Source organism: Streptomyces sp. NBC_00224 (assembly GCF_041435195.1).
GTDB lineage: Bacteria > Actinomycetota > Actinomycetes > Streptomycetales > Streptomycetaceae > Streptomyces.
In genome coordinates this window covers 4,087,982-4,100,949 of record NZ_CP108106.1, presented here as the reverse complement: position 1 = coordinate 4,100,949, position 12,968 = coordinate 4,087,982, and the positions used below count along the sequence as shown (strand labels likewise).

The following is a 12,968-nucleotide window of genomic DNA, read 5'->3' as shown; positions in this document are numbered from 1 at the left end:
TCGGTGGCACTAGTAGGCAGGGTCGCAGGCTTCTTGCTCCGCCGGGGAGCAGTCGCCGCCGTCCTTGGCCGGGTTACAGTCCGGATCGCACGGGTTCGCGGCTGCGCGTGAGGGCAGCCGGTCGACCGTGGCGGCCCATTCGGCGCTCTTCAAGATGTCGCCGAGGGAGCGCGATAGGACGTTGCCTCCGGGCAGGAACCGGGAGAGCACGCAGCCTGCCACGTCGCCGTTGGGCAGTACCGCGGCGCGCCCGTGGGCGCACCGGCCGCACAGGGCGTCAACGGTCGGGGTCTGCCCCGGCAGTGCGGCCCGTCCTACGGCCCGCACTCGGTCTGTGAGGATCTGGGTTACGCCCATGCTGCGTAACTCGGCGCGGGCTTCGGTGACGTGCTGTCCGTCGAGGACATCGACAATTCCGGCGCGGAGAGTGATTCCTCGGCGGACCGCCTCGCGGATGTTGCTGCGGGTGCGTACGTAGCTTCCGGGCTTGCCGGTGATGGTGTCGTGTTCGTCGGGGTCGTTGCTGTAGTAGCTGGTGGCCAGGGTGACCCCGTCTCGCTCGAACGTCTCCCACCAACTAGGCAGGACCTTGTACAGGTTGCTGAAGATCTCCACCTTGAGCCCCAGGGAGAGCGCGAGGTCGACGAACTCGGCCCAACACGGGTGCACGGTCGGTTCGCCGCCGATCAGTTGTACGTGCGGGATGCCCAGAGCAGCGGCTTCCTTGATGACAGATCGCCAGTCTTCGCGGGTCATGGTGCCGTCGGTAGCTTGCGGGCTGGAGGTGGTCAGGCAGTGCGTACAGGTGAGTTGGCACTTTCCCGTGATCTCAAGCTCAAGGGACTTGAGTCCGGTTAAGCCGGGTTGCAAGGTGATCTGCATAGCTACGCCTCCAATGTCGGCCCACTGGATCGCTCGGCGAGATTCACGGGCAGTGAGCGCAAAGACGTGGCTAGCGCGTAGATCGCACCGCAACGCACGCACAGCTCGACATGCCGTATCCAGCAGCGTCTCGTACCAGACCGCCCCGCCGACAACTACGTCAGCGAAAACCGGCTTCGACTGTGTGATCGCGCTCGTCTGGAACATCGCTGCACCCATGCGGTGCCCTCCTGCGTCGGGGTTGCTCTCCTCCCGTGCATCGCCAGGGAGGAGAGCAACCGCGTGCGAACCCTCCCCAACAGGCGCGATGGCATGGAGAGTTGCAGCGGCCAGCGTCGCCCATCAAGGGAGTCGACGACGGCCGGTATTGCTCTGCGACCGTAGCGCTAGCTACAGATCCGTATCAACTGTTTGACGTCTAACGAGTGAGACGGCATATGACAACGAGTGGGACGGCAAGCGAAAGCCCCCTGCCGAGTCGGCAGGGGGCTGAGAGGAGTCGGGGCTACTTGGTCAGGTGATCGAACTCGCCGGCCTGTGCGCCCAGCAGGAACGCGCGGAGCTTCGCCCGGCTGGTCCGTACGATCACGTCACTCTGGTCGCTCTCGCGAAGCAGGATCTCGCCGTCGACCTCGGCGAGCTCCAGGCAGTTGCCCTCCGAGTCCGTCGAGAACGAGGACTTTCGCCACTGAATTTCCACTGTCTCCACGCCTTCATGCTTGTTGTGCGATGCCGTGAATGAAGTCTCGCGACTGGGCCGGGTCCATCGACCGCTCAAGCGTGCGATCGAGTACGGCTCGGTAGTTGGCGAGAAGGGTTTCGGCGTCCAGGAACGCCGGGCCTGTTGGGGTGTCCATCTGCACCGTATCGAGCTGCGGCACCGGGCCATAGATGTAGAGGGTCGATGACCCCGCGTTCGGGAACCCGCCAGCCGAGAACGGGATCACCCGCACGGTGATGTTGTCGCGCTCGGACTCCTTGAGCACGTGTTCGAGCTGGGTGCGCGCGATCTTCGCGCTGCCGTACTGCATCCGCAGCGCCGCCTCATGGATGAGGAAGGTGCAGGGCAGGGGCTCGGGGCGGTCCAGTACATCGCGCCGCTTGAGCCGATGCGACAGGCGAGTGCGGAGATCGATCGGATTCAGTGGCGGTACGGCTTCCTCGAACACGGCACGGGCGTACTCCTCGGTCTGGAGTTGTCCGGGGATGTGCATGATGGTGACGCCGCGGAGCCCTGTGGCGTTGGCCTCCAGCTCGGAGAGGTCGAGCGCGCCGCTCGACAGCTTGCCGCGATAGTCCTCCCACCAGCCCTTGCGGCGGTCCTCCGCCATGGTGGCCAGAGCGTCGATGTACGCAGCATCGGGACACTGGTAGAGGCCGGCCCAGGTGCGAACGCGATCGCCGCTCACCCCGAAGCGCCCCGACTCGCTGTTGCTGATGGTGGTGCGATCAGTTCCGAGCAATGCCGCAGCGTCGCCGAGTGGCAGGCCGGCGTGTTCGCGCATCTTGCGAAGTTCGGCGCCCAGACGTCGTTGCCACGCAGTTGGAGCCTTCCTAGGCGGCATTGGCCTCCCCTTCTGTCGGCCCCCAGTGTGGCCCCGTACCCCCAAGGTGGTCCAGCAGTTCCTTAGTTGAGTCGTTTGGGTACAACTTGTGAGACGAGCGCGCTACCGTCGTCCAAGCATCGCGCCATTAAGGGTCTCGGGCCGAAATGCAGTCGCTGCCATGCCAGTTGGAGCGGCATGAGGAGCAGTCAAAGCCACGGACGAGGAGCAGTGTGCGCTCAACTGCGTTGGGAGACGGCAAAATGACCGCATCTTTAGTACCTACCCCACCACCTGTGCCCACTGCGACGAGAACGCACCGCCTGAGCACCGCAAGCCGCCTGACCGCCGCGGGTGAGCTGAGAGCACTGGTTGCCGCGCTGCTGCGCACGGCTGGGCACGCTCAACTCGCAGAGTCGGCGCGGATCTGCACGAGCGAGCTCGTCGCCAACGTGTGCAGGCACACCCCGGCGAAACTCGTGCACGTCGAGGTGACGCTCGCCGACGACTGGGTCTCGGTGTACGTCTACGACGATCGCCCCCGTGAGCTGCCTGTCCCCCCTGGGGAAGCCCCCGGTGTCCGGGAGGGCGGGATGGGGCTGGGGTTGGTGGCAGCGCTTGCGGACCAGTGGGGTGTCTGCCTCTATGGCGGTGCGATCCCGCACTCGAAAGCGGTGTGGTTCAAGATGGTCGAGGGTGGACGGGGGATGCCGTGATCCACCCGACGGCGCACCCAGCCCGGCCGCGAATCCAGAAATCACTGCAACCGCCCCGACACCTAGAGAGGCGGAGTGCGGTGCGGAGGGGAGGTATCTCCCGCACCGGTGGCCGTATAGGTCCATCTGCAAGGTGACCCCTGCAAAAGAGGCCTCGGCGGGCTGCCATGTGCTGAGAGCGAGGCCGTCCAGAGCGATGAGGGCAAGCAGGCCGGCGGGCGCCAGAGTGAGCCCTTCGGCGTCGTCAGCCTGGGGATTGCTGGGGAACGGCGACGACCTTTGCGCCTGTAGCCTCTGGCCCCAATTGACGCAACTGGTCCAGCCTGTGGGTGGTGGGCAAGGCGCTCGGTGGGCGCGGCTTGCCGGTCGGCGTCAGCGCACCCGGAGGTGGATCATCGGTTGAAGTGGGGGCTGCCGGGTTCGGCGTGAGGGTTGGATCCGGTGTGCCCGGTGTGATGGGCATCGTCATGGTTGGCTTTGGCGACGAGTTGCCGGGGAAGTCCGAACAACCGCTGATCTCACATCCGTTGTCAAAGACGACCGCAGTCCACTTCACCTGGCCTGGTGGGCGTTCGATCCGCCAGTGGACGTGCCACCGACCATCTTGCAAAACCGTCGCCTTGGGTGACACCAACCAGGCGCCCGGCGGGCTGGACGAGTCCGAAGTGCCAGGCTCGCGGGGAGCGGGGGCTGCACCCCGGATCGACTGAGTCGCGTCCGGAATCTGTGCCATCACATACACGTCCCAGGGTTGTGGGAGCCCGGTAACGTGCCCAACGAAGTCGAACTCCTTGGCTGGCGGGTCCGGACTCCTCTCAGTCCACGACGTGAAATTCAGCGACAACGGTGCGGAAGGGTGCAACGCCCCAGTGGGCGTTACGCGCTGTTCAGGGCTGGAACCGTGGCTTCCGGGTCCGGCGATCAACGCCGTGATGACCGCAGCAAGCAAGGCGACGAACGCCGCTAGGAGAGTCTGCCATCGCTGCAAGTGTCCTAGACGGGCCCTGATATCGACCATGGCATCCCCCGGGTCTGTGGGCTGCAACCCAGGATGCCGCGGCGCTGAGCCGAGTGTGGGGTCTCTCCTTGGACTCGCGGCTTTTCCGGCGCACTCGGTGCCCCAAGCGCCCCTCGGCGACCAGTGATGGCTCGCCAGGTGGTGAGAGGGCCGCGAAGCCGGTCGGTGTAGCGAGGCTGGACAGGGGGCAGCGGTCACGCCGAGGCCAGTGCGGTCGAGCAGGGCCTCGGCGGCGGGCAGGGCCATCACGCGGGCGAGGCCACCGGCGACGGCGAGAGCGTCAGCGCCACCGACAACGACCTGAAGAAGATCGTCCGCGAGTTCCTGGAGGACGTGGCGGAGGGAATCGGCCATGCCCCCGTGATCCCTGTCAACGCACCGCGCCGTCCGTCCGGCCCCGACCCGGCGGCAGAGCGGGCCCGACTGACAGCCGACCACACCAAGTGGAGCGCTGCGCTGACTCGTCCTTATTACGGACTACGCCGTCAACCCGGACCTCTACGCCGCGGCAAGTTCGAGGACATCCTCGACGGAATCGCCTGGTCGATCGCGTAAAAGGTGCCCGGAGGGCCCCCGAGGGGGTCTCCGGGCCACCCCCCGCAAGAAAGTTCGTGAACTTCTTCACAAGGAAAACCCGTCAGTTGGCCCCGATCGAGGGCTCTGGGCCTCTCTTCTGCAGGTTCAGGGGCTCAACAGCGCGCGATCCATGGGGCGGACGGTGTGTTACGGGCATGTGTCCTGGCCCAGTGGTCTAGCCCGCGGAGCGGTGTGAGGGCCAGTTCAGGAGGGGTGAACAACGTTCTCCCCTACACCTTGGTTCCCTCCGGCCACCATGACCTGGGTCACGTGGGCCGCGAAGTGTAGCAGAGGCCTCGTCGGACCTTGTGAAGGGGCGCACGAGCGGGGGTCCGGAGGGGGGTGGATACTCGATGGCATGAGCACCACGGAGCGTCCCCGAATCCTCGTCGTAGGCGGTGGGTACGTAGGCCTGTACGCGGCACGGCGCATTCTCAAGAAGATGCGCTACGCCGAGGCGACTGTCACGGTCGTCGACCCGCGGTCGTACATGACGTACCAGCCCTTCCTCCCCGAAGCCGCCGCAGGCAGCATCTCCCCGCGCCACGTCGTCGTCCCGCTGCGACGCGTCGTGCGCGGAGCCGAGGTGCTCACCGGCCGCGTCACCAGCATCGACCAGGACCGCAAGGTCGCCACGGTCGCGCCGCTCGTCGGCGAGGCCTACGAGCTGCCCTTCGACTACCTGGTCGTCGCCCTCGGCGCGGTCTCCCGCACCTTCCCGATCCCCGGCCTCGCCGAGCAGGGCATCGGTATGAAGGGTGTCGAGGAGGCCATCGGGCTGCGCAACCACGTCCTGGAGCAGCTGGACAAGGCCGACTCCACGACCGACGAGGATGTCCGCCGCAAGGCGCTGACCTTCGTCTTCGTGGGTGGCGGCTTCGCCGGCGCCGAGACGATCGGCGAGGTCGAGGACATGGCCCGCGACGCGGCGAAGTACTACACCAACGTGAAGCGCGAGGACATGCGCTTCGTGCTGGTCGACGCCGCCGACAAGATCCTCCCCGAGGTCGGGCCGCAGCTCGGCAAGTGGGGCAAGGAGCACCTTGAGGGCCGCGGCATCGAGATCTACCTCTCGACGTCGATGGACTCGTGTGTCGACGGGCACGTGGTGCTCAAGAACGGCCTCGAAGTCGACTCCAACACCATCGTGTGGACCGCGGGCGTCAAGCCCAACCCGGCGCTGGCCCGCTTCGGCCTGCCGCTCGGCCCGCGCGGCCACGTCGACACCGCCCCGACCCTCCAGGTCCAGGGCACCGACTACATCTGGGCCGCCGGCGACAACGCCCAGGTCCCGGACCTCGCCGCCCGCAAGGCCGGCGTGGAGAACGCCTGGTGCCCGCCGAACGCCCAGCACGCGCTGCGCCAGGCCAAGGTCCTCGGCGACAACGTGGTCTCCGGTATGCGGGGCTTCCCGCAGAAGGAGTACTCGCACGCCAACAAGGGTGCGGTGGCGGGCCTCGGCCTCCACAAGGGCGTCGCGATGATCGTCATGGGCAAGATGAAGATCAAGCTCAAGGGCCGTCTCGCCTGGTACATGCACCGTGGCTACCACGGTCTCGCCGTACCCACCTGGAACCGCAAGATCCGCGTCTTCGCCGACTGGACCCTCGCGATGTTCCTGAAGCGCGAGGTCGTCTCGCTCGGCGCCATGGAGTCGCCGCGCGAGGAGTTCTACGAGGCCGCCAAGCCCGCCCCGGCCCCGGTCGCGAAGGACAAGGTCGAGGAGAAGGCCAAGGCCTCCTGACCGTGTAGTCGGCCCGAAGGGCCCCCAGTAACACCCCCGAAGGGGCCGTCCGCCATCCGTGGTGCGGACGGCCCCTTCGGCGTGTGCGCCCGGTGGAGACCGTCACCTTCGCGCCGCCGACGTACGCCCGTGGCGCTGTAGCGGGATGACCGGTGCCCGGGGCAATGTTGTCCGGGGTGCTGGGCATATGGGGGTCGACTTCACGGAGGTGTGCGCCATGGCCGACGCCGCGACGCGGCTGACCGCTCTCGCCGGCAAGCTCCTGGGCGAGGATCTTCCGGTCCGCATCCGCGCCTGGGACGGCAGCGAGGCCGGGCCGCCGGGTGCCCCGGTGGTCGTGCTGCGCCACCGTCGCGCCCTGCGCAGACTGCTGTGGAAGCCGGGCGAACTGGGCCTGGCGCGCGCCTGGGTGGCCGGCGAGCTCGACATCGAGGGGGACCTCTATCTGGCCCTGGACCTGATCGCCGGACTGATCTGGGACCGCGGCGGGGACCCCGAGGACGCGGTCCATCCCGTACGCGACCCGAGGCTGCGGGCCGCCGCCCGGGAGCTGCTGCGGCTCGCGCGCCCCCTGCCGCCGCCCGCCCCGCCCGCCGAGGAACTGCGCCGCCGCACCGGGCGGCTGCACACCAAGCGCCGCGACAAGCAGGCCGTCAGCCACCACTACGACGTGGGCAACGCCTTCTACGAGGTGGTCCTCGGCCCGTCGATGGTCTACTCGTGCGCCTACTGGGAGCGCCCCGACGCCACCCTGGAAGAGGCCCAGCGCGACAAGCTGGAGCTGATCTGCCGCAAGCTGGGCCTGGGGGAGGGCGACCGGCTGCTCGACGTCGGCTGCGGCTGGGGCTCGCTGGCCCTGCACGCGGCCCGCCACCACGGCGCCCACGTCGTCGGCATCACGCTCAGCGCCGAACAGGCCGCCTATGCCCGCAAGCGCATCGCCGAGGAGGGCCTGGCCGACCGGATCGAGATCCGGGTGCAGGACTACCGGGACGTGCGGGACGGTCCGTACGACGCCATCGCCTCGATCGGGATGGCCGAGCACGTCGGCTCCGTGCGCTACCGGGAGTACGCCGACGCCCTGTACGCCCTGCTGAAGGACGGCGGGCGGCTGCTCAACCACCAGATCGCCCGGCGCCCCGAGGGGGACGAGGCGGAGTACCGCATGGACGGGTTCATCGACGCGTACGTCTTCCCCGACGGCGAACTGGCCCCGCTCGGGCGGACGCTGTCGACGCTGGAGGACGCCGGGTTCGAGGCGCGTGACGTGGAGGCCATCCGCGAGCACTACGCGCTGACCCTGCGTCAGTGGGTGGCCAATCTGGAGACGGGCTGGGAGCGGGCGGTGAAGCTGACCAGCCCCGGCCGGGCCCGGGTCTGGCGGCTCTACATGGCCGCCTCCGCGCTGTCCTTCGAGCACAACCGGATCGGGGTCAACCAGGTCCTGGCGGTGAAGACGCCGGAGAGCGGGGGGTCGGGGATGCCGCTGCGGGGACGGACGTGGGGGAGCGCCCTATAGGGGCGCGGGGAACTGCGCGACCAGCCCCCACCGGCCAGCAGGCGGAATGATACGTTCGGCAACCCGTGCGCTGATCATGGCGTCCGGGTTGTCATGCATATGCCGCATTTGGGAGGCCCGTGTGCACCGCCACCGCAGAACTTGGCTCCTTGGCCTGACTGTTGCCGTGATGTCCGTCTTCTCCGGGCCGGGCGCGGCCACCGCTTCGGCCGACCCCGTCACCGTCACCAACGGCGCGATCTTCAACGACCCCTCAGGCCCCACCGCCGATCAGGACAAGATCCGCGACCACGTCGTCTCGCTGGTGAACGACGCCCCCGCGGGCAGCACCGTCCAGATGTCGATGTACACCTTCACCGACGACGTCCTGCGCACCGCGCTGATCGCCGCGAAGGACCGCGGCGTCGCCGTGAAGGTCGTCGTCGACTACAAGTCGCACAACTTCAAGCCCGACGGCAGCGAGCTGACCAAGGGCGGCGAGTACGAGAACCTGGCCGCGGCGCTCGGCACCGACCGCACCAAGGCGTCCTGGATCCTGTCCTGCCCGCAGGGCCGCGGCTGCATCGCCAACCGCAAGCTCAACTCCGACGACGACGGCTCGATCAACCACAACAAGTTCTTCCTCTTCTCCCACACGGGAGGGGCGGACAACGTCGTCGTGCAGACCTCGGCCAACATGTCGGGCACCCAGCGCACCGACCTCTTCAACAACGCCGTGACGCTGACCGACGCGGGTCTCTACGCCAACTACCAGGCGTACTTCAACGACCAGGTGGCGAACGGCTCCTCCGGCACCAGCGACAACAACTACTACTCGACGCCGATCAGTTCGACCGACCCGGACTACAAGACGTACTTCTTCCCCCGCAAGGAGACGTCCGGCACCACCTACTCGACGGACCCGGCCACCGACACGGTCAAGCTGATCCTCGACAAGGTCACCTGCTCCTCCACCCAGCACTCCGAGGTGCGGATGGCGGCCAACCTCTTCTACCGCGACCAGATCGCCACCAAGCTCGCGGCGATGGTGGACGCGGGCTGCAAGGTGTACCTCGCGGCCGACGCCAACCCCAACGGCGGCGGCACGGGCACCCCGTCGATGGGCAAGACCGTCGAGTCGATCCTGTACGGGCAGCTCACCGCGCGCGTCGAGTGCTTCGAGACCCCGCCCGCCGGGCACACCACCAACATCGGCATCCACTCCAAGTACCTGCTGGTGAACGGTACGTACGAGGGCGTCGCCAACGAGAAGGTCGTCTGGACCGGCAGCCACAACTACTCGTGGCAGGCGCTGCGCTCCAACGACGAGACCATCCTGAAGATCAATGACGACGCGGTCTACGACCAGTTCAAGGCCAACCACGACCAGCTGATGTCGTACTGCGCGGGCAGCTGACGCGTACACGCACGAAGGGCCGGACCCCCAGCAGGGGATCCGGCCCTTCTCGTGTGTCCGATCTCGTGTGTCCGAGCGCGGCGACTACTCCGTCTTGATCGCCGTCAGCATGTTCAGCCGGGCGGCGCTGCGGGCCGGCCAGAGCGAGGCCAGCACGCCCACCAGGCCCGCCAGGACCAGGAAGAGCCCGATCCGGTCCCACGGGATCACCAGCGCGTACGCCGGGATCGAGCCCTTGATGGTCTCGCCGATCGCCCAGGCCAGGAACGTGCCGAGCCCCACGCCGATCACCGCGCCGAAGACCGAGATGACGACGGCCTCCAGGCGGATCATGCGCTTGACCCTGGAGCGGTCCAGGCCGATCGCCCGCAGCATCCCGATCTCCTGCTGGCGCTCGAAGACCGACATGGCCAGCGTGTTGACGACGCCGAGGACCGCGATCAGCAGTGCCATCGCGAGCAGGCCGTACATGATGTTCAGCAGCGTGTTGATCATGCCGCCGAACGTGTCGCGGATGTCCTGCTGGTCCATGAAGCTGATCGCCGGGTTGTCGCCGAGGGCGTTGACCAGCGCCTGCTCATTGGCCTGGGTGGCCCCGCCGGACATCTTCACGAAGACCGACTCGATGTGCGGCCGGGTCTCGTGCGGGTCGAGGACCGAGGTCGCCGCGAGCATCGGGTCCAGGAACTCCTGCTTCTTGAAGACCGCGCCGACCGTGAGGGACGCCTTCTTCTTGTCGTCGAACTCGACCGGCAGTCGCGAGCCGGGCTTCCAGCCGTGTTTCTTCGCCGTCTCGTCGTCGACCGCGAGCTGCCCCTGGCCGAGGGTGGCGAGCGAGCCGGAGACCGTCTCGACGTTCAGCACCTTCTCGATGTCGCCCGGCGTGACACCGGAGACCGAGCGGAAGTCGCCGTCGACCTTCACGTACGAGGACTGCTTGGGCGAGGCCGCGGTGACGCCCGGGGCCTTGCGCAGCTCCGGCACGACCGACTTGTCCAGCCGGTCCCCGCTGGCCATCGCGACCATGTAGTCGGCCTTGATGTTGTCCGTGGTCGTCTTGTCGATCGCCTTGCCGACCGTGATGCCGAGCACCGAGAGAGCGGTGACCAGGGTCAGGCCGATGGCGAGCGCGGAGGCGGTGGCGCCGGTGCGGCGCGGGTTGCGGACCGCGTTCTGGCTGGCGAGCTTGCCGGAGACGCCGAACGCCCGGATCAGCAGCGGGCGCATCACGCCGATCACCGGCCGGGAGAGCAGCGGGATCAGGACGATGATGCCGACCAGGGAGAGGAAGGCGCCGAGGCCGATCAGCGTCTTGCCGTCCCGGCCCGCGCCCGCACCGGCCAGGATCGCGGCGAAGCCGCCCAGGGTGATGATCGCGCCGATGGTGTTCCGTACGACCAGGGACTTGGTGGTGGCGGCCAGGTGCACGCTGTTCATCGCGGCGACCGGCGGGATCTTCGCGGCGCGCCAGGCGGGCAGCAGGGCGGCGATCAGGGTGACGATCACACCGACGGCGAGCGCGGCGACGACCGGGGTGGACGAGACGATCAGCGAACCGGCCGGCAGCTTCACGCCGAACGAGTCCATCGCGGAGCGCAGCCCCACCGCGAGCCCGAGGCCGAGTCCGAAGCCGACCGCCGAGGCGACCGTACCGACGACCAGCGCCTCGGTGAGCACCGAGCGCCGCACCTGGGCGCGGGAGGCGCCGACGGCGCGCATCAGGGCCAGCTCCTTGGTGCGCTGGGCGACCAGCATGGTGAAGGTGTTGGAGATCAGGAAGATGCCGACGAAGAGCGCGATGGCGGCGAAGGCGAGCAGCGTCTGGCTGAGCGCGCTCAGCCCCTTCTCGATGTCGTCCGCGTCCTGCTGGGCGAGCGCCTGGCCGGTCCGGGCCGTGGCGTGCTCGGGCAGCAGCGGCAGGACCTGGTCGAGGACCTTCTGGGCGTCGGCGCCGGGCTTCGCGGAGACGTTGACCTTCTGGAAGAACCCGGGCTTGAGGTAGAGCTGCTGGGCGACCTTGGTGTCGAACAGGACGAGGCTGCCGCCCGCGTTGACCGAGCCGTCCTCCGTGGTGAACACACCGGCGAGGGTGTAGGTCTTCACCGGCCCGTTGGTGGCGACGCGGATCCGGTCGCCGACCTTGTACCCGCCCTTGTCGGCGGTGTCCTGGTCGAGCGCGATCTGCGCGTCCCGGACGGGCCCGGAGCCCTCGACGAAGGTGTACGCGGGGTCCTTGCCGTCCCGGCTCGGCGAGAAGTTCCCGCCCTTGTTGGCCCAGCCCTGGCCGATCAGCTTGCCCTTCTTGTCGGCCACCCCGGCGAATCCGTCGACGCGCCCGTTGACCGAGGTGACCCCGTCGAGCGCCTCGATCTTCTTGACGGTCTGCCTGCTGACGCCGGGGTCCTGCTTGTCGTCGCCGCTCCCGTACGAGGTGACGGCGACGGCCACGTTCTCGTAGCTCTTGGCGGACTGGTTCTTGAAGGCGCTCTTGAGGGTGTCGGTGAAGACGAGGGTGCCGGAGACGAAGGCCACACCGAGCATCACGGCGAGCACGGTCATCAGCAGTCTGGCCTTGTGCGCCAGCACGTTGCGCAGGGCGGTTTTGAACATGGGGCTTTTCTCAGTCCTGGAGGGTTCGGCCTGGAGGGATTCGGCAGGGGGCGGGTGGCTGGGGCCGGTGGGCCCGCGGATCAGCTCGTACGGCCCTTGGCGTCGAACTCCTTCATGCGGTCGAGCACGCCGTCGGCGCTCGGGTGGAGCATCTCGTCGACGACGCGGCCGTCGGCCAGGAAGATCACGCGGTCCGCGTACGACGCGGCGACCGGGTCGTGGGTGACCATGACCACGGTCTGGCCGAGCTCGCGCACCGAGTTGCGCAGGAAGCCCAGGACCTCGGCGCCCGAGCGCGAGTCCAGGTTTCCGGTCGGCTCGTCACCGAAGATGATCTCGGGCTGGGAGGCCAGGGCGCGGGCCACGGCCACGCGCTGCTGCTGGCCGCCGGAGAGCTGGGTGGGCCGGTGCGAGAGGCGCCCGGACAGCCCCACCATGTCGATGACCTGGTCCAGCCACTGCTTGTTCGGCTTGCGGCCCGCGATGTCCATCGGCAGCGTGATGTTCTCGGCCGCGGTCAGCGTCGGCAGCAGGTTGAACGCCTGGAAGATGAAGCCGATCTTGTCCCGGCGCAGCTGGGTGAGCTGCTTGTCCTTGAGCGAGCCGAGCTCGGTCTCGCCTATGCGGACCGACCCGGAGCTGAACGAGTCGAGCCCGGCCACACAGTGCATCAGCGTGGACTTGCCGGAGCCCGACGGGCCCATGATCGCGGTGAACTCGCCCTGGCGGAAGTCGACCGTCACCCGGTCGAGCGCGACCACCTGGGTCTCGCCCGCCCCGTAGACCTTCGACAGCTCGGTGGCGCGGGCGGCCACCGCGGTGGCGCGGTGTGCGGTGGAGATGGTGGTCACGGAGGACTCCTGTCGGACGTGGTGCGGGGACTCCTCCATCCTCGATGCAGCCGGACCCCCGGATCGTCAGTCCCTGTGCCCGTTCCCCGGCCCTCTTGAGTCTTATACGAGC

The 12,968-nt window shown here is 68.1% G+C and carries 9 protein-coding genes; 4 read left to right on the top strand and 5 right to left on the bottom strand.

Annotated elements, in window-relative coordinates:
• Positions 1–9 precede the first annotated feature (9 nt).
• The 3 genes from OG965_RS18150 to OG965_RS18140 form a co-directional block, all read right to left on the bottom strand.
• On the bottom strand, positions 10–882 hold the full coding sequence (locus OG965_RS18150) for a radical SAM/SPASM domain-containing protein (RefSeq protein WP_371656974.1): 873 nt from the start codon (positions 880–882) through the stop codon (positions 10–12).
• 505 nt (positions 883–1,387) lie between these two features.
• Positions 1,388–1,582: a DUF397 domain-containing protein gene (locus tag OG965_RS18145; RefSeq protein WP_266988145.1), complete on the bottom strand. Its 195-nt coding sequence runs from the start codon at positions 1,580–1,582 to the stop codon at positions 1,388–1,390.
• A 13-nt stretch (positions 1,583–1,595) separates the two neighbouring features.
• Entirely contained in the window at positions 1,596–2,447 is an 852-nt protein-coding gene (locus OG965_RS18140) for a Scr1 family TA system antitoxin-like transcriptional regulator (protein WP_371653124.1), read from the bottom strand.
• Between the two features lie 275 nt (positions 2,448–2,722).
• On the opposite strand from OG965_RS18140, the gene OG965_RS18135 reads away from it, so the two are divergent.
• The 4 genes from OG965_RS18135 (at position 2,723) to OG965_RS18120 (ending at position 9,395) form a co-directional block, all read left to right on the top strand.
• Entirely contained in the window at positions 2,723–3,142 is a 420-nt protein-coding gene (locus tag OG965_RS18135) for an ATP-binding protein (protein ID WP_371653123.1), read from the top strand.
• Positions 3,143–5,094: 1,952 nt separating this feature from the next.
• On the top strand, positions 5,095–6,480 hold the full coding sequence (locus OG965_RS18130; RefSeq protein ID WP_371653122.1) for an NAD(P)/FAD-dependent oxidoreductase: 1,386 nt from the start codon (positions 5,095–5,097) through the stop codon (positions 6,478–6,480).
• A 217-nt stretch (positions 6,481–6,697) separates the two neighbouring features.
• The gene (locus OG965_RS18125; protein WP_371653121.1) at positions 6,698–7,999 is read left to right on the top strand and encodes a class I SAM-dependent methyltransferase; all 1,302 of its coding nucleotides are present in this window, start codon (positions 6,698–6,700) and stop codon (positions 7,997–7,999) included.
• A 169-nt stretch (positions 8,000–8,168) separates the two neighbouring features.
• Entirely contained in the window at positions 8,169–9,395 is a 1,227-nt protein-coding gene (locus tag OG965_RS18120; RefSeq protein ID WP_371653120.1) for a phosphatidylserine/phosphatidylglycerophosphate/cardiolipin synthase family protein, read from the top strand.
• An 84-nt stretch (positions 9,396–9,479) separates the two neighbouring features.
• On the opposite strand, the gene OG965_RS18115 is transcribed toward OG965_RS18120, so the two are convergent.
• Together OG965_RS18115 and OG965_RS18110 are read right to left on the bottom strand one after the other, a co-directional pair.
• Positions 9,480–12,005: an ABC transporter permease gene (locus tag OG965_RS18115; RefSeq protein ID WP_371653119.1), complete on the bottom strand. Its 2,526-nt coding sequence runs from the start codon at positions 12,003–12,005 to the stop codon at positions 9,480–9,482.
• An 80-nt stretch (positions 12,006–12,085) separates the two neighbouring features.
• Entirely contained in the window at positions 12,086–12,856 is a 771-nt protein-coding gene (locus tag OG965_RS18110; RefSeq protein WP_371653118.1) for an ABC transporter ATP-binding protein, read from the bottom strand.
• Positions 12,857–12,968: the final 112 nt, after the last annotated feature.

Coding starts and splice junctions, on each gene's coding strand:
- OG965_RS18120 (WP_371653120.1), top strand. CDS start 8,169: ATGTCCGTCTTCTCCGGGCCGGGCGCGGCCACCGCTTCGGCCGACCCC.
- OG965_RS18130 (WP_371653122.1), top strand. CDS start 5,095: ATGAGCACCACGGAGCGTCCCCGAATCCTCGTCGTAGGCGGTGGGTAC.
- OG965_RS18150 (WP_371656974.1), bottom strand. CDS start 882: ATGCAGATCACCTTGCAACCCGGCTTAACCGGACTCAAGTCCCTTGAG.
- OG965_RS18140 (WP_371653124.1), bottom strand. CDS start 2,447: ATGCCGCCTAGGAAGGCTCCAACTGCGTGGCAACGACGTCTGGGCGCC.
- OG965_RS18125 (WP_371653121.1), top strand. CDS start 6,698: ATGGCCGACGCCGCGACGCGGCTGACCGCTCTCGCCGGCAAGCTCCTG.
- OG965_RS18115 (WP_371653119.1), bottom strand. CDS start 12,005: ATGTTCAAAACCGCCCTGCGCAACGTGCTGGCGCACAAGGCCAGACTG.